Origin of the sequence: Methylomarinovum caldicuralii, assembly GCF_033126985.1 — a bacterium.
GTDB lineage: Bacteria > Pseudomonadota > Gammaproteobacteria > Methylococcales > Methylothermaceae > Methylohalobius > Methylohalobius caldicuralii.
On the sequence record NZ_AP024714.1, the window covers coordinates 431,543 to 449,401 of the forward strand.

Consider the following 17,859-nt stretch of genomic DNA (forward strand, 5'->3'; position numbering starts at 1 on the left):
ATGACGGAGGCACACCTCACCGTCCGCGATCTGACCATGGCCTATGGCGACCGGATCATCCAGCGGGACTTGAACTTCACCGTCAACCGCGGCGACATCTTCATCATCATGGGCGGCTCCGGTTGCGGCAAGAGTACGCTGCTGCGCCATCTCATCGGCCTGCTGCCGCCGGCCCGGGGGCACATCTACTACGGCGACGTGGATTTCTGGGCCGCCCCGCCGGCGCAGCGCCAGGCCATCCTGAGCCGGATCGGGGTGCTGTACCAGAGCGGCGCCCTGTGGAGCTCCATGACCCTGGCGGAGAACGTCTCCCTGCCGCTGGAGGAATACACCCGGCTGCCCGAAACGGAGATCCGGGCGCTGGCCTCGTTCAAGCTGTCGCTGGTGGGGCTGCGGGGATTCGAGGATTTCTATCCCTTCGAGATCAGCGGCGGGATGCAGAAGCGCGCCGGGCTGGCCCGCGCCATCGCCCTCGACCCGGAGATCCTGTTCTTCGACGAGCCCTCCGCCGGCCTCGACCCCATCAGCGCCAAACGCCTCGACGACCTGATCGTGGAACTGCGCGACAGCCTGGGGGCGACCGTGGTCATCGTCACCCACGAGCTGCCCAGCATTCTCGCCATCGGCACCAATTCCGTCTTCCTCGACGCCGAAACCAGGACCATGATCGCCCAGGGACCGCCCCGCGAGCTGCTGCACCATCCCAATCCCAAAGCCCGAGAATTCCTGACCCGAGGAGGAACCCTGCATGAGTAAACGGGCCAATCCTACCGTCATCGGCGCGTTCGTCATCGGTGCGGTGTTCCTGTTCTTCGCCGCCCTGCTGCTCTTCGGCGGCGCCGAACTGTGGTCGGAACGCGAACGCTACGTCATTTACTTCCACGAATCCGTCAACGGCCTCAACATCGGCGCCCCGGTGAAGATGCGGGGAGTCCAGATTGGCAAAGTCGCCGAAATCCGCCTGATCTTCGACCCGGAAACCAAGCAGCCGCTGACCCGGGTGGTCGTCGAAATCCAAAAGGGACACGTGCAGCTGGGCGGTGAAAAGCGGCCCCTGGATACATTGATCCAGGCCGGGCTCAGGGCTCAGCTCAAACTCCAAAGTCTGGTCACCGGCCAGCTCTATGTCGACATCGACTTCCGCCCTGAAACCCCGGTCAACCTGGTGGGCAAGTACAACGACGCCCTGGAGGAAATTCCGGCCATTCCTTCCAGCCAGGAGGAAATCGAAAACACCATCACCTCCCTGGTGAATCAGATCAAGGAGCTGCCGCTTCAGGAACTGTTCGCCAAGCTGGATTCCACCCTGACCCACATCAACGCGGTGGTCTCCCAGCCCGCATTCAGGGAACTGGCCCCTCATCTCGACACCTTGCTGGTGGATCTCGATGCCAGCGTCACCCACCTGGACGAGAACCTGCGGCTCTCGAAACGCACCCTGACGCACATCGACAAGGCCCTGCCGGCCCTGGCAATGCAATCGGAAGCTGCGCTGAGACAGACCCGGCAGGCGCTGGCACAGGCGGAAGCGGCCTTCCGCGCGTTACAGCAAAGCTTCGGACCGCAGGCGCCGCTGACGACGGAAGCCCAACTAACACTCCAGGCGCTTCAGGAGGCCGCCAGGGAGCTGCGCGTCCTGTCCGAGACCCTGCAAACCCATCCGGAAGCGCTGCTGCAAGGCAAAGGAGGTGATCTGTGAATGCCCGCATCGTCCTGCTGATCCCACTGCTCCTGCTTGGCGGTTGCGCGCTGACCGGCGGCCGCAGCCCGGCGAGCCATTATTACGTGCTGCCAGCGCCGCGGCCAACCGCAGCGACAACCAACGTGGCGACCACAATCGCGCTGGCACCGGTGCGTCTGCCCCGCTATCTGGACCACCCCCAGATCGTGACCCTGGACCGCCAGGGCCGGGCCCGGCTGGCGGAATTCCACCGCTGGGCCGAACCCCTGAATACCGGCTTCACCCGGGTGCTGGCCACAGCCCTGGCGCGGCAGCTGCATGAAAGCCGGATCGTTCTCCTGCCGGCCCGCAACGTGGCCCCGGCCTGGACCCTGGCGCTCCAGGTCCACGAACTGGAGATCATGCCCGAGCGGCTGAAACTGCTGGCCGAATGGCGCCTGCTGCAGGGTCAAACGACCCGTGTCTGGCAGCGGGAGGAAATCGAACGCCGGCTGGCGGACGCCGATTATGCCGCCATCGCCACCGGCCTGAGCGGATTGTGCGAGGAACTGGCCCGGCGCATCGCCCGCACTCTGGCCGGGATCACCGCCGCGCCGGCGGCCGGCAGCGGGGGTTCCGTCCCTGGGCCCGGGCCTGCTGGTACAACGGCATCACCCTAGGCAGATAGGCTTCTATCTCGCGGATGCGGGTTTCGTGGGAGGGGTGGGTCGACAGCCATTCGGGCGGCGCCGCCTTGCCGGCCCGGTCCATGTTGCGCCACAGTGCGACTGCCTCGCGGGGATCGAAACCGGCTCTGGCCATCAGCTCCAGACCGATCAGATCGGCCTCGGACTCCTGAATCCGGCTGTAGGGCAGCAGGATGCCCACCTGGGCCCCCAGACCCAGCGCCGCCATCGCCAGCTGGCCGGTCGCCGAACCCGGATTGGCGATGGCCTGGATCAGCGACAGCCCCTGCTGCACGGCGAACTGCTGCGACATCCGCTCGTTGCTGTGGCGTGCCAGCACGTGGCCGATCTCGTGGCCGATGACCGCCGCCAGCTGATGCTGATTCTCCGCCACCCGCAGCAAACCGGTGTAGACCCCGATGTGCCCACCGGGCAGGGCGAAAGCGTTGACCTGGTCGGAACGAAACACCACCACGTCCCACTGGCCGCCCAGATCGCGGGTCAATGCATCCACCACGCAGCGGACATAGGCATTGACGGCCGGATCGGTTTCGACCGGTTCCTTCTGCTTGATCTGCTCGAAGGCCTGCCACCCCATCTGTACCAGCTGGTCCTCGGGCATCAATACCAGCTGGCTTCTTCCCGTCGGCGAGGTGGCGCAGGCCGCCAGCCACAGACACAGGAAAACCCAGCCCCAAACTGTATGCTGCATGTTCATCCTCCCCATGGAAACCGAAAGCCACCGAGCGTTGCCGTCAGCCTCCGAATGCAATAAAGTATACTGAATTCCTTAATTTCTTCGCTTCGACAAGCATGACGCAAAATCCCGTCTCCGGCAACGAACGCCGTCTCCAGACCAGCCACATTATCGAGGAACTGCTGGCCGAACGCCGGCAGATGTGGCAGCTCTACTGGGAACTGGCGGAAATGAAGCCGTTCGACAAGCACAAGGAACCGTTGGAACAGATCCTGGACCGCTTCTGCCAGGTCATGATCGACTACATTTCCCTCGGTCACTTCGGCGTCTACCGCCGCATCATCGAAGGCACCGAACGCCGGCAGCGAGTGCTGGAAGCTGCGGAAAAATACTATCCCGCCATCGCCGAGGCGACCGAAGTTGCCCTCAAGTTCAACGACCAATACGAGAACGCCCATCTCACCGACCACGACGTGCTCCATCAGGCGCTTTCCGAACTCGGCGAGGCCCTTGCAACCCGAATCGAGCTGGAAGACAAACTGCTTTCCGCCATGCGTCGATGAAGTTCTGCAGTGAGTGCGGAGCGCGCCTGAACCTGCAGATCCCGCCGGGCGAGGACCGGCTGCGTCACGTCTGCGGGCGCTGCGGCACCATCCATTATCAGAACCCCAAGATCATTGCCGGCTGCCTCCCCGAATGGGAAGGCCGGATCCTGCTCTGCCGCCGGGCGATAGAACCGCGCAAGGGACTTTGGACCTTGCCGGCCGGGTTCATGGAACTGGGGGAAACCCTGGAACAGGCCGCCGCCCGGGAAACCCTGGAGGAAGCCTGCGCCCGGGTAAAGGCGCTGGATCTCTACACAGTTTTCAGCCTGCCCCACGTCGACCAGGTCCACGTGTTCTTCCGTGCCCGGATGGCAGAACCCCGTCACGCCCCTGGCGAGGAAAGCCTTGAGACTGCGCTGCTCCCGGGAAAGGAGATCCCCTGGCGGGAACTGGCATTTTCCACCGTCAGAAGAACGCTGGAAGCCTATCTGAGGGACAGGAAATCCGGCAGTTTCCCCGTCCGCGTTGAGACCCTTGAGCCGCCTTCCAGACGTAAAAAAGCGCCGTCTCCTGACAGCGCTTTGCAATGATATGGTGCCTCGGGCCGGACTCGAACCGGCACGGCTTTCGCCACCGCCCCCTCAAGACGGCGTGTCTACCAATTCCACCACCGAGGCAATAAAGCTTAAGGCGCGTTTTCTTCGGTCTGCTGGGGTGTTTCCACCGGCACGACTACCGGCGTGTCTGTCGGCGCAGGGGCTTCTTTGACCGGCGGGACGTCCTCTGCAGACTTCAGGATTTCCACGAAATCCTTCTTATTATCCTGAAGGTCGGCGAAATACGCAAGGAAAAGGCTAGTGAGAAAGAACAGGGTTGCCAAAATCGCCGTGGTCCGCGACAGGAATGACGCCGACCCACGGGCACCGAACACGGTCCCGGAAGCGCCGCTGCCAAAGGCGGCACCGACATCGGCGCCCTTGCCCTGCTGCAGGAGGACGAACACGATGATTCCAACAGCAACGAGAACGTGAAAAACGATCAAAACCTGGTATAGCATCTCACACCGTTTGTGCTGCTGCCTTGACAATGGTCAGGAACGAATCCGCCCTGAGGGAGGCGCCACCGATCAGGCCTCCGTCGATGTCTTCCATGGCGAACAGCGAGGCCGCGTTGTCGGCGTTGACGCTGCCACCGTAGAGGATCCGCACCCGGGCTGCGATTTCCTCGCTTTGGGCCGCCAACTGCCGGCGGATATGGGCGTGGACTTCCTGGGCCTGCTGCGGCGTTGCCGTGCGGCCGGTACCGATGGCCCATACCGGTTCATAGGCGATCACCGCCTGTTTCAGGGAATCGATGCCGGCGACATCCAGAACCGCCTGCAGCTGCTGATCCACGACAGCGAAAGTCTCACCGGCTTCCCGCTGCTCCAGCGTTTCACCGATGCACAAAAGCGGGCAGATACCGTGCTCTATCGCTTTCTGGTAACGGGCGGCCACCAGGGCATCGCTTTCACCATAGATGAGGCGGCGTTCGGAATGACCGACGATGGCGAGCGTGCAACCGAATTCCTTGAGCATGGGGGCGGAAACCTCACCGGTGAAGGCACCGGCGTCCTGATCGGCCACGTTCTGGGACCCCACCTGCACCGGCGTGTCCTGCAGCTGCTCGGCGACCGCAGGGATGAACACGAAAGCCGGGCATACGCCCACCGCCACGGGACAGTTGGCGGGCAACCCGCCGGCGATGGCGGCCGCCAGCTCACGGGTGCTGGCACGGGTGCCGTTCATTTTCCAGTTTCCTACGACCAAAGGCTGACGCATGGAATTCCCCCTTCAACAAATTGCCGCATTTTAGCCCGCCCGCATCCTCAAGGCAAATCATTGAGGCAGGGCAATCGCATGAATATACCCCACGAAGATGATGGTTTAAGATTCGATGACTTGCAGCAGATTACTTGCAGATTAGAGACTTCTTCTCTGAGGAGCATGCTTTTTGTGGGAGGCACAGATGTTGGAAAAGCCCCTGGCGCTGAGCGAGGTGTTCGTATCGATTCCGGACCCGCGACAATCATCGAAGGTGACCTACGATCTGGTGGAAGTGCTGGTGGTTGTGGTGTGTGCGGTGATCTGCGGTGCCGATACGTTGGTGGAGATTGAACTTTGGGGCAAAGAGAAGCTGGATTGGCTGCGTCGATATGTGCCTTTGCCGCATGGGATTCCGTCCCATGACACCCTGGGGCGGATTTTGGCGATGATCGATCCGGAAGCGTTCGGATCGGCCTTCCAGCGCTGGGCGGTGAGCGTGGTTCCGGCATTGGAAGGTCAGGTGATCGCCATCGACGGCAAGACCAGTCGGCGTAGCCGGTCCAAGGGGCAGGATCCCCTGCATCTGGTCAGTGCCTTTGCGGCTCAGTACCGGTTGGTGGTCGGTCAAGAGGCGGTGGCCGACAAATCCAACGAGAAGACGGCCATTCCCGCCCTGCTGGAAACCCTGGCCTTGAAAGGATGCGTGGTGACCCTCGATGCCATGGGGACCGATCCCAAGATTGCCAAGGCCATCCGTGACCGGGGGGCCGACTATGTACTGGCGGTCAAGGACAACCAGAAAGGTCTGGCCGAATCGATCCGGGATTTCTTCCAGGCCTTCCAGGACGCGCCGGACAAAACCCCGCATCAGCAATGCGAGACGGTCGACAAGGTGCATGGTCGCCTGGAAGTGCGCCGCTGCTATGTGTTCGACCAGCTCGACAGCCTGGACCGGCCCCAGCGCTGGCCGGATCTGGCCTGCTTTGCCGTGGTCGAGTCCGAACGCACCGTCGCCGGCAAAACCACCCGGGAACGGCGTTTCTACATCAGCAGCCTGCCTGCCGATGCCGAACGGCTGGCCTCGGCGGTGCGCCAGCATTGGGCGGTGGAGAACCCGCTTCACTGGTGTATGGATGTCGTATTCAACGATGATCAGATGCGCCTTCGAACCCGACATGCGGCTCATAACCTGGCGCTGCTCAAACAGATGGTGCTCAATCTCTTTCGCCTCGACTCCACCAAACGCCGCGGGGGCATCAAGGCAAGACGGCTCCTGGCCGCCTCCAGTGACCACTATCGGGCTCAGTTGCTTGGATGGACGTAGCGTTCATGCGATTGCCCTGATCATTGAGGATGCGGGCGGCGGTTTCCTCCAGTTCGGCCGCCAGTTGTTCGATCAGGGAGGCGTCACGTCCCTCCAGCATGATCCGGATCACCGGCTCCGTACCGGAAGGCCGCAACAACACCCGCCCCTGGCCGTTGAGACGGCGCTCCACGCGTTCCTTTGCCTCACGCAGGGGGGCAATCGCTTCCAGATCGGCCGGTTTCTGCCGGATCCTGAGATTGCGCAGCACCTGGGGATACTTGTCCATCCCCTGCCGCAGCTCCCGCAGCGACCTGCCCGAGTCCCACATCTCCGCCAGCACCTGAAGCGCGGCGACGATGCCGTCACCGGTGGTGGTGCGGTCCAGACAGATGATATGACCGGAACCTTCCCCTCCCAGAATTCCATCGGCGGCGGTCAGCATTTCCATGACATAGCGGTCGCCGACCTTGGCACGCCTGAAATCGATCCCCAGTGCGGCAAGCGCGTGCTCAAGCCCCAGATTGCTCATCTGGGTCCCCACCACCGGTCCGCGCAGCTGTCCACGCGCCTGTCGCGACCGGGCGATGATGTAAAGCAGTTCGTCGCCATCGACCATCTCACCGGTATGATCGACCATGATCACCCGGTCGCCGTCACCATCGAAGGCGATTCCGAGATCGGCCCCACGGGCGACAACCTCCCGCTGCAGCGCTTGCGGATGGGTCGAGCCGCGCCCCTCGTTGATGTTGAAACCATCCGGTTCGGCACCGATGGCATGGACCTTGGCTCCGATCTCGCCGAACACGTGGGGGGCGATGTGATAGGTTGCCCCGTGAGCACAGTCGATGACGATGGAAAGTCCGCTGAGGTCCATCCTCGCCGGCACCGTGCTCTTGCAGAATTCGATGTAGCGGCCGGCGGCATCCCCGATTCTGAGCGCCCGTCCCAGACCCTCCGAAGAAACCGTGGTCATGGGTTTGTCGAGCATGGCCTCGATGGCCATTTCCACCTCATCCGGGAGCTTGGTTCCCGCCGAGGAGAAAAACTTGATGCCGTTGTCAGGATAGGGATTGTGGGAAGCGCTGATGACAATACCGGTTCGCGCCCTCAGGGTCCGGGTCAGATAGGCGATTCCGGGCGTCGGCATCGGCCCCAGGAGGTGGGTATCGACGCCGGCGGCCGCCAACCCCGCCTCCAGGGCGGACTCAAACATATAGCCGGAGATCCGGGTGTCCTTGCCCACCAGCACGTGGCATGGCCCTTCTTCACGGAACACCTGCCCGGCCGCCCAGCCCAGCTTCAGCACGAAGTCAGGGGTGATGGGGGGTTCCCCCACTGTACCGCGGATGCCATCGGTACCAAAATATCGCCTGCTCATTTTGTATCCCCGTTGTCATTGACAGATGAGTCGGCCCGAAGCACGACACATTCCCCTTGCAGTTTTTCTCGGTGGCCCGATTCAGTCTTTTCAAGTATAAGCAAAAACCGTCTGCTGGATGCGGGCATTTCTGTCCCGAAATAAAAAAGCCCCCTCGTTTGAGGGGGCTTTGAGTTGGGGATTGTTGTTATTGTTATGCGGTGACCACGCCGCGGTCCCTGCCTTACATGAAGGTCGGGATCAGCGGAGCGTCAATCATCACCATCTGGCGGTTGCCGGCATCGTCATAGAAGAACAGAATACCACCCATCCGGCTGTCCGGGTCGTAGATGATGTCTGCCAGACGATACACTTCCCAGGCTGCGTCCGATGCGGTCACTTCGATCGTCTTGGTCTCACCCGGAGCAATCGGATCGTTCGGTACCACGGTCAGACCTTCGTCTGCCAGCAGGTCTTCCGGATAGCCGGTGTCGTCTTCGCACACTTCCGGATTCATGAAACGCACGTTGGCGGTCATGAACTCGCACAGCTGGACCGGACGATCACCCTTGTTGGTGACGGTCAGCACCATCTTCATGGCGCGGCCCGGCACACGGTAGGTGGCTTCGTCCACTTTGACGTCCACGCTCGGAGCCGGCATTTCGATCGGCTTGATGCCACGCAGGGTACCGGCCTGCAGCGGAATGGTCACCGGGTACTTGCTCTGGGTGCTGCTGTAGCCGAAGATCAACAGCAGAATGGTGGCGGCGCCAAACAGCATGCCCACTTTCTTTTCGGTCGGGGTGATCAGTTCGTCACCACGGCCGGCATTGACCATCACCATGCGCGGCAGGAACACCGGGTTGCGCACGAAGTAGATAATCCAGGCCAGACCGATGGCATACCACAGCACGTGCCAGAACACGGTGTTGGCAGTGTTGTAGTTTTCCAGGTCGATGGTCTGACCGGTCAGGGTGGTGATCGGGTTCTTGAACTCGCTCAGTTTCCCCTCGATGATCACCCATTTACCCGGACCGATGATCGGACCACCGCCCTGGACGTTCAGCATCGGGTGAACGTGCCATTCACCCCCGCGGCGGGCTTTCAGCACTACGCGGAAGGTGTAGGTGTTGCCGATTTCCAGGCGCACGGAACGCGGCACGAAGGTGTCGCCGATGTAGGATTCCTTGCGGATGAACACCGGTCCAGGAATCCCGACGTTCAGGAACGACACTTCGGGCGGATCCACGGATTCAGGCCAGCCTTCGAAGACGTGGAATTTGCCGCTGATCTCCATCTCTTCGTTGACCTTGAGCTGGTCGGTGGACCAGTTCAGGTCGAACCAGTGGATGGTACGCATACGCAGGAACGCTGCCTGCGACTTTTCACCGTGGGCCGAAGCCGCCGGGGTGTACATCACCGCGGCCGCCAGGGTCATCAGCAGGCCGACCAGCGACCAGCGGGTGAGCCTATCTCTTATCGTTTTCATCTATTTCCTCCTCAGATGTGTCTGTCGATGTCGATGCGCGCAAAATTCATCAGGTCTTCTTGACGAATTTCACGGTGCCGAACCAGCGGCCCACAAAGTGCCACATGAAGTAGATCAGAATGGACATGAAGCCGGAGAAGAAGGCAGACACCGGAACCACGTCCTTACCGAAGGTACGCAGGGTGCCCTTTTCCACCATGCGGATGTATTCCGGGGTACCGGTACGCACATAGTGGTAGCCCTGAATGTCGGCAATCGACATCAGCATGCCGTTGTATTCCACCGGCACGTGCAGCGGGCCAATGATCGGCCAGTTGCCCGGGTACATCAACAGACCCCAGCCCAGACCACCGACCACGGCGGTTAACAGGTAGCTGCTGGACAGCATCAGCACCACGTCAAGGAAGATCGCCATGTGGACCGCGGCGGTCGGGAACACGAAGTTGATCGGGAAGTAGGTCCAACCCCAGAAGTTGAAGTAGCGGTTGACCCATTCGCCGAACAGAATCCCCAGAATGCACACCGTGGCGCCCCAGGGCAGACGCAGGCGTTCCCACAGTACGGCCTGTACCGCCGCCGGGAAGGTGATCATGACGATCGGATACACCGTCACCCACAGACGACGGTCTTTCCAGTCGGCCCAGAAGTCCCAGTCACCCATGGTCAGCATGCCATGGATGTGGTAGGAACCGGTCAGTACCATAAACAGGATGAACAGGCCCAGGTAGTCTACCCACCTGGAGGCCTGAACTGCTTCGGCATGTGACCGAACAACAGATTCAGCAGTGCTCATTATTTACCTCCAAAGTCGCTTGTTGTTGCTTTACCACCAACTCTCAAAGTCGGCTTCTCTTCGCCTCCCTGGCAGGGGGACCGCCGGCGCCCCGGCGGCCTCCCTCATTTCAAGTCCTTCAGGGATTTTGCAACCCAGTCGGACCTCATTCGGCCCACTGAGCCTGGTCTTCGCCGACGCGGGCAACCGCTTCGTCGTAGACCTCACCGCACAGCGGCTTGCCAATCAGATTCAGGAAGCTGGCAAAAACCTGCAGCAGCAGCCCCAGAATCGACAGCGCAAACCAGCCAAACACCACAAAGCCATAGTGCAGCGGCGCCACAAACAGCTCTTCCATGAACCAGAAGGTGTGACCCCATTCGTTCAGACCCACGTTCGGCAAAATCATGAACGGCCCCACCACCGTGATCAGGTACGGCAGCGACAGACCCTTCTTCTGATAGTTGAAGTACGGAAGACGGGTGTGCGCATAAATCATCGCCGCAAACCCGGTGATGATGTAGATCGGGTAGCTCAGATAGAACTCGATAATGTGGCTCGGCGTGAAGTCCGTGTCACGAACGATGGTCTGGTGCCAGGTGCCGTCCTGTTCGGTGAAGTAGCTCGCTCCCCAGTAAATCGCCCACGCATAGGCCACCAGCCAGATCAGGTGGGTGAAGTTGCGGCGCAGCTCTTCACGGGTCCCTTCCACCGCTTCAAGATTGCGGTCACGGGTCCGCCACAGATAACCCCACAGCACCGAGGCAGTGACCACCTCAGCCACAATCTCCGTGTACAGGAAGTTCATCCAGTAAGTTTCAAATTCCGGTGCAAAAGAGTCCAGACCGGCACTCCAGCCGTAAACCCCTTCGTACCACCGGACCCACATATAAAACACGGTGTAAATGCCGATCGCAAAAGCAAGCCAGCCCTTGTGCACAAGGGGGGCTTCCTGCTCTGCGCCAACAGCTTGAGTCGTTGCAGCCATTGAGTTACCTCCTTAAGTTCACTCAATCAAGTTTTTCGTTGGGTTTCGCTCCATCCCTAAACGCTCCACCTGCAAACCCCTAAAGCCCGCAGGTGACCTCCTTCCTTCGGTATCCGCCAGTCTAGCATCGGTCAAGGGGTTGTCAAGAGGCTTTGCGGCATATCCCACAGCCGCCTGCGGGATATGGCGGCACGGATCAGAATAACCCGCTGATCTGCCCATTCTCGTCGATGTCTATGCGCTCTGCCGCCGGTGATTTCGGCAGTCCCGGCATGGTCATGATGTTGCCGCAGATGACGACGATGAATTCGGCCCCGTAGGCCGGACGCACCTCGCGGATGGTGACCGTGTGACCGGTGGGCGCCCCCCGCAGCTCCGGGTCGCAGGCGAAGGAGTATTGGGTCTTGGCCATGCAGATGGGGAAATGGCGGCACTCCCGATCCAACGCCTCAATCTGGCGCCTGACTTTGGAATCGGCGCTGACGCCGGCGGCGCCGTAGAGCCGGGTGGCGATGGTTTTGATCTTTTCCCACAGGGGAAGATCGTCTTCATACAGGAAACGGAACTGATTGGGGGCGCTCACCAGATTCACCACTTCGCGGGCCAGCGTCTCCGCGCCCGCGCCGCCCTCGGCCCAGTGCCTGCAGACGAGGGCTTTTCCGCCGATGGCGGCCACCTTCTCCGTCAACAAGCGAATCTCGGCCTCGGTGTCGCTGACGAAATGGTTGATGGCCACCACGCATGGCAGGCCGAACTGTTCGCGGATGTTGCGGAAATGGCGCTCCAGATTGGCGAAACCGGTCTCCAGGGCCGCTAGGTTCTCCTCTTGGAGCGCATCCTTGGGCACGCCGCCATGCATCTTCAGCGCCCGCACGGTGGCGACCAGCACCACCGCATCGGGGCGCAGCCCGGTCTTGCGGCATTTGATGTCGATGAACTTCTCCGCCCCCAGATCGGCGCCGAAACCGGCCTCGGTGACCACGTAGTCGGCCATTTTCAGGGCGGTTTTGGTGGCGATGGCGGTGTTGCAGCCATGGGCGATGTTGGCGAACGGCCCGCCGTGGACGAAAGCCAGATTGTTCTCCAGGGTCTGGACCAGATTGGGACGGATGGCGTCCTTGAGCAGGGCCGCCATCGCTCCCTGAGCCTTCAGATCGCGGGCGAAGACCTTGCCACCGCCGCGGCTGTGGCCGACCAGCACCTTTCCCAACTGGCGCTTGAGTTCACCAAGGTCGTCCACCAGACACAGGATAGCCATGACCTCGGAGGCGACCACAATATCGAAACCGTCCTCCCGCGGCACACCGTTGACGCGCCCTCCCAGCCCTTCGACGATCTGGCGCAGATTGCGGTCGTTCATGTCGATGACCCGCTTCCACGCCATCTGGCGCACGTCCAGATCGAGGGCGTTGCCATGGTGAATGTGGTTGTCTGCCAGCGCCGAGAGCAGATTGTGGGCCACACCGATGGCGTGAAAATCCCCGGTAAAATGCAGGTTGATGTCTTCCATCGGCACCACCTGGGCCCGGCCACCGCCGGCCGCCCCGCCCTTGATGCCGAAACAGGGCCCAAGGGAAGGCTCGCGCAGACAGATCAGGGCTTTTTTGCCGATCCGGTTGAGGGCGTCGCCCAGCCCCACGGTGGTGGTGGTCTTGCCTTCACCTGCCGGCGTCGGGCTGATGGCGGTCACCAGGATCAGCTTGCCGTCGGGACGGTCCTGCAAGGATTGGATGTAGTCGAACGACAGCTTGGCCTTGTAATGGCCGTAGGGATCGAGGTGCTCAGGTGCGATGCCGAACCGGTCCTGCGCCAGCTCGACGATGGGTCGCAGGGTGGCCTGGCGGGCGATTTCGATATCCGAAAGCATGAATGGTGTGCCTCCCGAACAGGGTCTGAAAATTGGATGAATTGCCTGGAAGCGCACAGAGTAGGGGATGATCACCCCGAACGCAACGGGCCCGTCCGGCTACAGCCGGACGGGCCCGTCTTTGGTCATCGGCAGAAAGCGGAAATCAGACGCATTCGTCGGGCGGCGGCAGCTTGAGCACCTCCTTCAGCTTGGCGATGTGGCGCACCCCGTCGGCACCGACCACCTTGATGCTGCGCAGCCCTTCGATACTGTCATCGACATAGACTTCCTTGGGATGAGGAACCAGGTGATCGACCCCTTCGAGAACGAACTCGATCACATCGTCCTTGGGATCGTAGCTGACGCCGTAGAAAGGCACCCATTCCGCCTCGATCTGATCACCCAGGTTGATCGAGGCCACTTCGATTTCCGCCGTCTCCGCCTTCAGGTGTTTGGAAACGTGATCGAAATACGCTTCCCATTCGGACTTGGGTAAAGCACGCGTTGCCATCTTCGTTTTCCTCCGTTGATGAAGTTCACCTGCAAACATGGGGGCACGCCGATGAAAACGCAACCCCGTCAGAGACAGTGGGGCGGTTTGGGCAGACCGGCCAGCTTGCAGGCGTATTTCAGCGGCCCCCGGGGAAACAGCCGGTGCAGATAACGGCTGTTGCCTTTTTCCTCCCCTAACACCTGCGCCACCGCCTTGACGAACACCCGCATGTTGGGGAAATGCCCGTACGCCAGATAATGCGCCCGCACGAAACGCACGATCTCCCACCGGGCCGCGTCCAGCTCGATTCCCTCCGCGGCGGCCAGCTGCGCCGCCACCGCTTCGTCCCAGTCGTGCAGGTCCACCAGAAACCCTTCCTCCGTGGTTTCGACGACCCGTCCCGCCTTTTCGATCACCATGACAGAATACGCACGCAGGCTACCGTCAAATCGACGAATTCCTCGTAATCGATCACCCTGATACCCTCCGCGCCGGGGGGCTCGACCCCACGGGCGACCAGATCCGGCGCCAGGGCGGCAATCCCGGCGCCGGTGTCCTGCAGCCGCCCCAGCAGCGGGTGCCTCAGACCATACACCCCATCCCCCAGCAGCAGCACCCGATCCCCGTCTCCCAGGCGCGGGACCAGGCTTTCCCAAACCGGACCCGGCGGCTGTGACAACAGATGCAGCACCCCCATCTCAGTCCCCCACGATCCGATCATAACCACCCCACCATTGCGGCAGCGCCGCCTCGGCAACGAGACCGACCGGCAGGATCAGCCGCTCGGGCGTCAACCCGCACCGCTGCAGCGATTCCCGCCCCACCCAGATTTTTTCGATCCCGTAAAGCCCGAGCCCCTGCCACAGATCCGGCAGCCGGCGCTGACCGATCCGCGCCGGCTGCTGCCCGGGCGCCAGGTGCCACACCCCGTCGTCCAGCAGCAGCACTTCCACCGTCTGGTCGAAAGCCGCCAGGGTCAGGAGCAGGTCCAGCGCCTCTCCGCCGCGGCTGTCGGCATAGGGGGGATGACGGAACACGAACAGAAAGCGCATCAGCCGAAACTCAGCCAGCGGTCGCTGTCCAGCACCGATTCGGCCAGCAATGCCAGCCCTGCCACCCGCAATCCCGGCGCCAGGTCCCTCGTCTCCGCGGCCCGCCAGACCCCCCGGCGCTGAGCGGCGGCCGAGCAGATCACCAGATCCACGCCGTGACGCTCGGCCAGCGCTGACCAGCGGCCGATGCGGTCGGGCTCGTCCGCCGGTGGCTCGGCACCGGCGAGGGCGTGATACACTCCATCCCGATAGAAGAATACCCGCCGCAACCGGTGCCCCCTGCGCAGCAGGGCCTCGGCGAAGCAGAACGCCCGGTCAGCGGCCGCCGTGTAAGGCGGCGTGTTGACCTGCAGCGTATAGGTCAGGAACCGATCGGTTTCGGCACAGGTCTTCTGGTCATTCATCATCGCTCGTCTCGACCTTTGATATGGCGCGAATCATCCTCCTCTGGCTGCTGGCCGCCGGCCAGGCAGCGGCCAACCTGCCGCCTCTGCCTGACATGGGCGCGGCCTCCGATGCCCTCATCAGTCCGATCGAAGAACGCCGCCTGGGACAAGCCTTCTTCCGCAATCTGCACCAGCACCTGGACATCAGCACCGATCCGGAGATCCAGGATTATATCGCTTCCCTGGGGGCACGGTTGAGCCGCGCCAGCGACGCCAGCGGGCGGCCCTTCTACTTCTTTGTGGTGATGCAACCGGAGATCAACGCCTTCGCCGGTCCCGGCGGTTACATCGGCGTCCATTCCGGCCTGATCCTGGCGACCCGCAACGAGAGCGAACTGGCGGCGGTGATGGCCCACGAAATCGCCCACGTCACCCAGAATCATCTCAAGCGCGCCATCGCCGCCGCCAAGCAGCTGACCCTGCCGATGGCGGCGGCGATGCTGGCGGCCATTCTCATCGGCACCCAGTCGCCCCAGGCGGCCCAGGCGGCGCTGATCGCGCTCCAGGCCAGCAGCCTGCAGCACCAGATCAATTTCACCCGCAGCCACGAGCAGGAGGCCGACCGTATCGGCCTGCAGATCCTCGCCGAAAGCGGTTTCGACCCGCGGGCGATGCCAAGTTTCTTCGAGCGCCTGCAGCAAAGCACCCGCTTTAGTGGTGCCCACATCCCCGAGTTCCTCCGCACCCACCCGGTCACCAGCAGCCGCATCGCCGACACCCGCGCCCGGGCGGTGGAATTCCCCTATCGCCAGTACACGGATTCCTTCGCCTATCAGCTGACCAAGGTCAAACTCCAGGTGCTCAACGGCGACGATCTCAAGGCCTTGCGCCGGGCATTCGCCAACCACGCCCGCCAGGGAACGGTCTGGCAACGCGCCGCCGCCCGCTATGGCATGGCGCTGATCGACCAGCGCCGGCACCGGCTCGCCCGCAGCGCCAGGATTTTTGCCCAACTGCTGGCCCGGTTCCCGGATCAGCCCCGCTTCATCCACGGGCTGGCCGGCGTGGAGCTGGCCCAAGGCCGGACGGAAGCGGCCCTGGCGCGCTACCGCCAGGCGTTGCGGCGCTTCCCCGCCTCCTCCGTGCTCCGGCTGGAATACGCCAAGGCCCTGCTGGAAAGCGGCCGCTTCGAAAATGCCCGCCAGCTTCTGGAAGACCACATTCTGGAACGTGGCGCCCGTCAACCTATTCTTTTCAAATATCTGGCCCAGGCGTATTCAGGGCTGGGACAAAGGGCGGAAGCCCGCCGTTATCTGGCCGAATACGCCTATGCCCGCGGCGATCTGGAGGAGGCCCTGCGGCACATGCGGGCCGCGGTCAAACTGGCCAACGGCGACCGCATCCTCAGCGCCATCACCCGCCAGCGGCTGCGTGAGTTCCTGGCCGAAAAGCAGGCCCGCGAGCACTAGGCCGTCAACGACTCCCCCCGCGCCAGACGCGGCAGGTTGCCGTCCAACCCCATGGCGTAACGCATCACTGCCAACCGTGCCGGATAGAGGCGCTGGGCCAGAGACAGGCCGAGGTTGCGCGCCAGCTTCAGCGGCAGCGAGGCGTTGCTGAAGACCCGGTAGAACAGATCCATCGTGGTCATCATGGTCAGGTTGTCGCGCCGGCGCATGGCCTCGTATTCCTGCAACACCTTGAGGGCGCCGAGGTCCCGTCCGGCCTGATGGGCGGACACCACCACCTGGGCCAGGGCAGCGGCGTCGAGCAGGCCGATGTTGACCCCCTGTCCCGCCAGGGGATGGATGGTATGGGCGGCATCGCCGATGAGCGCCACACCGGGCTTGACGTAACGCTGGGCGTGCTGGCGCCGCAGGGGGAAACTGCCGCGATCGAGGATCCGCACCACATCTCCCAATTCCCGGGGGAAGGCTGCGTACAGGGCATCGAGCAGCTCCCCGTCACTGAGCGCCTGCAGCCGGCGGACCTCCTCCGGCTTCTGATACCACACCAGCGAAGCGTGCGGCCCCGGCAGCGGCAGGAACGCCTGCGGTCCCTCGGGGGTGAAACGCTGCCAGGTGATGTCCTGCTGGCCATAGGCGGTTTCCACCGTCAGCACCAGGGCCGACTGTTCGTAGTCCCAGGCGGTGACCCCGATGCCGGCCGCCTGGCGCGCCTGGGAACGGGCGCCGTCGGCGGCCACCAGCAACCGTCCCTGCAACAGCCGCCCGTCCTCGAGCTCGATTTCCGAACCTTCGGGGCCATAGTCGATCCGCCGGGGACGGGCCGGACACAGGCGTTCGACGTTGTCCAGCGCCGCCAGGCGCTCCCCCACCCCCAGTTGCACCAGGCGGTTCTCGATGATGTAACCCAGTTCCGGGTACTGGACGTCGCGGCTGCGGAACTCGGTGCCATCAGTCATTTCCCAGACCTTCATGCGCCGGAACGGGCACAGGCGCATGGCGGCGATGTTCTCCCACGCGCCGACCCCTTCGAGGATGCGCCGCGAGGCGATGCTGATCGCCGACACCCGCAGGTCCAACGGCTGCGCCGGATCGAACGGCTGGGGGCGGCGGCTCTCGATCAGCGCCACTTTCAGGGGGGTCTGCCCCAGGGAGGCGGCCAGCGTCGCCCCGACCATCCCGCCGCCCACGATGATGACGTCATAGGTATCGGCCATGTTTCCTCACCTTGTTCGATGTTGCCCGCCCGCAGCCTACCCAAGCCCGATCCCCAATGCAACAGGCCCGCAGCGGACGAACCGGCTGCGG

At 62.7% G+C, this 17,859-nt stretch carries 20 protein-coding genes, 1 tRNA gene and 1 pseudogene; 7 read left to right on the forward strand and 15 right to left on the reverse strand.

All coding sequences use genetic code 11. The features are described 5' to 3' along the window. From MCIT9_RS02265 to MCIT9_RS02275, 3 genes are read left to right on the forward strand one after another with little or no spacing between them, the layout of a single operon-like run. On the forward strand, positions 1–756 hold the full coding sequence (locus MCIT9_RS02265) for an ABC transporter ATP-binding protein (protein WP_317705813.1): 756 nt from the start codon (positions 1–3) through the stop codon (positions 754–756). Then, positions 749–1,699, forward strand: a complete 951-nt coding sequence (locus tag MCIT9_RS02270; protein WP_317705814.1) for an MlaD family protein — start codon at positions 749–751, stop codon at positions 1,697–1,699. Before MCIT9_RS02265 ends, MCIT9_RS02270 begins: the two co-directional genes overlap by 8 nt. Then, a complete protein-coding gene (locus MCIT9_RS02275) occupies positions 1,696–2,340 on the forward strand; it encodes a PqiC family protein (RefSeq protein ID WP_317705815.1) in 645 nt (214 codons plus the stop codon). Before MCIT9_RS02270 ends, MCIT9_RS02275 begins: the two co-directional genes overlap by 4 nt. Here MCIT9_RS02275 and MCIT9_RS02280 read toward each other — a convergent pair. Beyond that, positions 2,264–3,058 carry a M48 family metallopeptidase gene (locus tag MCIT9_RS02280; RefSeq protein WP_317705816.1) on the reverse strand — a complete coding sequence of 265 codons (795 nt, stop codon included), beginning with the start codon at positions 3,056–3,058 and terminating at the stop codon, positions 2,264–2,266. The genes MCIT9_RS02275 and MCIT9_RS02280 overlap by 77 nt on opposite strands. A gap of 101 nt (positions 3,059–3,159) precedes the next feature. Between MCIT9_RS02280 and MCIT9_RS02285 the strand changes: the two genes are divergently transcribed. Next, complete coding sequence (locus tag MCIT9_RS02285) at positions 3,160–3,606, forward strand: Rsd/AlgQ family anti-sigma factor (protein WP_317705817.1); 447 nt, start codon at positions 3,160–3,162, stop codon at positions 3,604–3,606. After that, positions 3,603–4,178 (forward strand): NUDIX hydrolase, encoded by a 576-nt coding sequence (locus MCIT9_RS02290; protein ID WP_317705818.1) that lies wholly within the window; start codon positions 3,603–3,605, stop codon positions 4,176–4,178. The genes MCIT9_RS02285 and MCIT9_RS02290 overlap by 4 nt, the downstream gene beginning before the upstream one ends. 2 nt (positions 4,179–4,180) lie before the next feature. Here the strand turns inward: MCIT9_RS02290 and MCIT9_RS02295 are convergent. The 3 genes from MCIT9_RS02295 to tpiA form a co-directional block, all read right to left on the reverse strand. Beyond that, positions 4,181–4,265: transfer RNA gene (locus MCIT9_RS02295), tRNA-Leu, on the reverse strand. Between the two features lie 8 nt (positions 4,266–4,273). Further along, positions 4,274–4,630 carry a preprotein translocase subunit SecG gene (gene secG / locus MCIT9_RS02300; protein WP_479724331.1) on the reverse strand — a complete coding sequence of 119 codons (357 nt, stop codon included), beginning with the start codon at positions 4,628–4,630 and terminating at the stop codon, positions 4,274–4,276. Positions 4,631–4,646: 16 nt separating this feature from the next. Further along, positions 4,647–5,408, reverse strand: a complete 762-nt coding sequence (gene tpiA / locus MCIT9_RS02305) for a triose-phosphate isomerase (protein WP_317705820.1) — start codon at positions 5,406–5,408, stop codon at positions 4,647–4,649. Positions 5,409–5,595: 187 nt separating this feature from the next. Here tpiA and MCIT9_RS02310 point away from each other — a divergent pair, with 187 nt between their 5' ends. Next, complete coding sequence (locus MCIT9_RS02310) at positions 5,596–6,717, forward strand: ISAs1 family transposase (protein ID WP_317705179.1); 1,122 nt, start codon at positions 5,596–5,598, stop codon at positions 6,715–6,717. Positions 6,718–6,748: 31 nt separating this feature from the next. Here the strand turns inward: MCIT9_RS02310 and glmM are convergent. From glmM to tusD, 10 genes and pseudogenes are all read right to left on the reverse strand, one after another. Continuing rightward, positions 6,749–8,077 (reverse strand): annotated as a pseudogene (gene glmM / locus MCIT9_RS02315) (phosphoglucosamine mutase); the annotation flags it as partial. A gap of 223 nt (positions 8,078–8,300) precedes the next feature. Further along, a complete protein-coding gene (amoB, locus tag MCIT9_RS02320; protein WP_317705821.1) occupies positions 8,301–9,545 on the reverse strand; it encodes a bacterial ammonia monooxygenase, subunit AmoB in 1,245 nt (414 codons plus the stop codon). Positions 9,546–9,594: 49 nt separating this feature from the next. Then, positions 9,595–10,338: a bacterial ammonia monooxygenase, subunit AmoA gene (gene amoA / locus MCIT9_RS02325; protein ID WP_317705822.1), complete on the reverse strand. Its 744-nt coding sequence runs from the start codon at positions 10,336–10,338 to the stop codon at positions 9,595–9,597. 145 nt (positions 10,339–10,483) lie between these two features. Further along, positions 10,484–11,305: a bacterial ammonia monooxygenase, subunit AmoC gene (amoC, locus tag MCIT9_RS02330; RefSeq protein WP_317705823.1), complete on the reverse strand. Its 822-nt coding sequence runs from the start codon at positions 11,303–11,305 to the stop codon at positions 10,484–10,486. A gap of 196 nt (positions 11,306–11,501) precedes the next feature. Next, a complete protein-coding gene (locus MCIT9_RS02335; protein WP_317705824.1) occupies positions 11,502–13,172 on the reverse strand; it encodes a formate--tetrahydrofolate ligase in 1,671 nt (556 codons plus the stop codon). A 145-nt stretch (positions 13,173–13,317) separates the two neighbouring features. Next, positions 13,318–13,665: a DUF5335 domain-containing protein gene (locus MCIT9_RS02340; RefSeq protein WP_317705825.1), complete on the reverse strand. Its 348-nt coding sequence runs from the start codon at positions 13,663–13,665 to the stop codon at positions 13,318–13,320. A gap of 68 nt (positions 13,666–13,733) precedes the next feature. Further along, entirely contained in the window at positions 13,734–14,066 is a 333-nt protein-coding gene (locus MCIT9_RS02345; protein ID WP_317705826.1) for a TusE/DsrC/DsvC family sulfur relay protein, read from the reverse strand. Continuing rightward, the gene (tusB, locus tag MCIT9_RS02350; RefSeq protein WP_317705827.1) at positions 14,060–14,368 is read right to left on the reverse strand and encodes a sulfurtransferase complex subunit TusB; all 309 of its coding nucleotides are present in this window, start codon (positions 14,366–14,368) and stop codon (positions 14,060–14,062) included. Before tusB ends, MCIT9_RS02345 begins: the two co-directional genes overlap by 7 nt. After that, positions 14,346–14,699 carry a sulfurtransferase complex subunit TusC gene (tusC, locus tag MCIT9_RS02355; RefSeq protein WP_317705828.1) on the reverse strand — a complete coding sequence of 118 codons (354 nt, stop codon included), beginning with the start codon at positions 14,697–14,699 and terminating at the stop codon, positions 14,346–14,348. Before tusC ends, tusB begins: the two co-directional genes overlap by 23 nt. After that, a complete protein-coding gene (gene tusD / locus MCIT9_RS02360; RefSeq protein ID WP_317705829.1) occupies positions 14,699–15,106 on the reverse strand; it encodes a sulfurtransferase complex subunit TusD in 408 nt (135 codons plus the stop codon). The genes tusC and tusD overlap by 1 nt, the downstream gene beginning before the upstream one ends. A 20-nt stretch (positions 15,107–15,126) precedes the next feature. Here tusD and MCIT9_RS02365 point away from each other — a divergent pair, with 20 nt between their 5' ends. Continuing rightward, positions 15,127–16,554 carry a beta-barrel assembly-enhancing protease gene (locus tag MCIT9_RS02365; protein WP_317705830.1) on the forward strand — a complete coding sequence of 476 codons (1,428 nt, stop codon included), beginning with the start codon at positions 15,127–15,129 and terminating at the stop codon, positions 16,552–16,554. Here MCIT9_RS02365 and MCIT9_RS02370 read toward each other — a convergent pair. After that, on the reverse strand, positions 16,551–17,768 hold the full coding sequence (locus tag MCIT9_RS02370) for a UbiH/UbiF/VisC/COQ6 family ubiquinone biosynthesis hydroxylase (RefSeq protein ID WP_317705831.1): 1,218 nt from the start codon (positions 17,766–17,768) through the stop codon (positions 16,551–16,553). The genes MCIT9_RS02365 and MCIT9_RS02370 overlap by 4 nt on opposite strands. Between the last annotated feature and the right edge of the window lie 91 nt (positions 17,769–17,859).

Excerpts from the sequence above, each read along its gene's own strand:
- MCIT9_RS02370 (WP_317705831.1), bottom strand. The coding sequence starts at position 17,768 with ATGGCCGATACCTATGACGTCATCATCGTGGGCGGCGGGATGGTCGGG.
- MCIT9_RS02340 (WP_317705825.1), bottom strand. The coding sequence starts at position 13,665 with ATGGCAACGCGTGCTTTACCCAAGTCCGAATGGGAAGCGTATTTCGAT.
- MCIT9_RS02345 (WP_317705826.1), bottom strand. The coding sequence starts at position 14,066 with ATGGTGATCGAAAAGGCGGGACGGGTCGTCGAAACCACGGAGGAAGGG.
- MCIT9_RS02265 (WP_317705813.1), top strand. The coding sequence starts at position 1 with ATGACGGAGGCACACCTCACCGTCCGCGATCTGACCATGGCCTATGGC.
- MCIT9_RS02290 (WP_317705818.1), top strand. The coding sequence starts at position 3,603 with ATGAAGTTCTGCAGTGAGTGCGGAGCGCGCCTGAACCTGCAGATCCCG.
- tpiA (WP_317705820.1), bottom strand. The coding sequence starts at position 5,408 with ATGCGTCAGCCTTTGGTCGTAGGAAACTGGAAAATGAACGGCACCCGT.
- tusC (WP_317705828.1), bottom strand. The coding sequence starts at position 14,699 with ATGCGCTTTCTGTTCGTGTTCCGTCATCCCCCCTATGCCGACAGCCGC.
- MCIT9_RS02270 (WP_317705814.1), top strand. The coding sequence starts at position 749 with ATGAGTAAACGGGCCAATCCTACCGTCATCGGCGCGTTCGTCATCGGT.
- MCIT9_RS02335 (WP_317705824.1), bottom strand. The coding sequence starts at position 13,172 with ATGCTTTCGGATATCGAAATCGCCCGCCAGGCCACCCTGCGACCCATC.
- tusB (WP_317705827.1), bottom strand. The coding sequence starts at position 14,368 with ATGATCGGATCGTGGGGGACTGAGATGGGGGTGCTGCATCTGTTGTCA.
- MCIT9_RS02365 (WP_317705830.1), top strand. The coding sequence starts at position 15,127 with ATGGCGCGAATCATCCTCCTCTGGCTGCTGGCCGCCGGCCAGGCAGCG.
- MCIT9_RS02310 (WP_317705179.1), top strand. The coding sequence starts at position 5,596 with ATGTTGGAAAAGCCCCTGGCGCTGAGCGAGGTGTTCGTATCGATTCCG.
- amoC (WP_317705823.1), bottom strand. The coding sequence starts at position 11,305 with ATGGCTGCAACGACTCAAGCTGTTGGCGCAGAGCAGGAAGCCCCCCTT.
- amoA (WP_317705822.1), bottom strand. The coding sequence starts at position 10,338 with ATGAGCACTGCTGAATCTGTTGTTCGGTCACATGCCGAAGCAGTTCAG.
- MCIT9_RS02285 (WP_317705817.1), top strand. The coding sequence starts at position 3,160 with ATGACGCAAAATCCCGTCTCCGGCAACGAACGCCGTCTCCAGACCAGC.
- tusD (WP_317705829.1), bottom strand. The coding sequence starts at position 15,106 with ATGATGAATGACCAGAAGACCTGTGCCGAAACCGATCGGTTCCTGACC.
- MCIT9_RS02280 (WP_317705816.1), bottom strand. The coding sequence starts at position 3,058 with ATGCAGCATACAGTTTGGGGCTGGGTTTTCCTGTGTCTGTGGCTGGCG.
- amoB (WP_317705821.1), bottom strand. The coding sequence starts at position 9,545 with ATGAAAACGATAAGAGATAGGCTCACCCGCTGGTCGCTGGTCGGCCTG.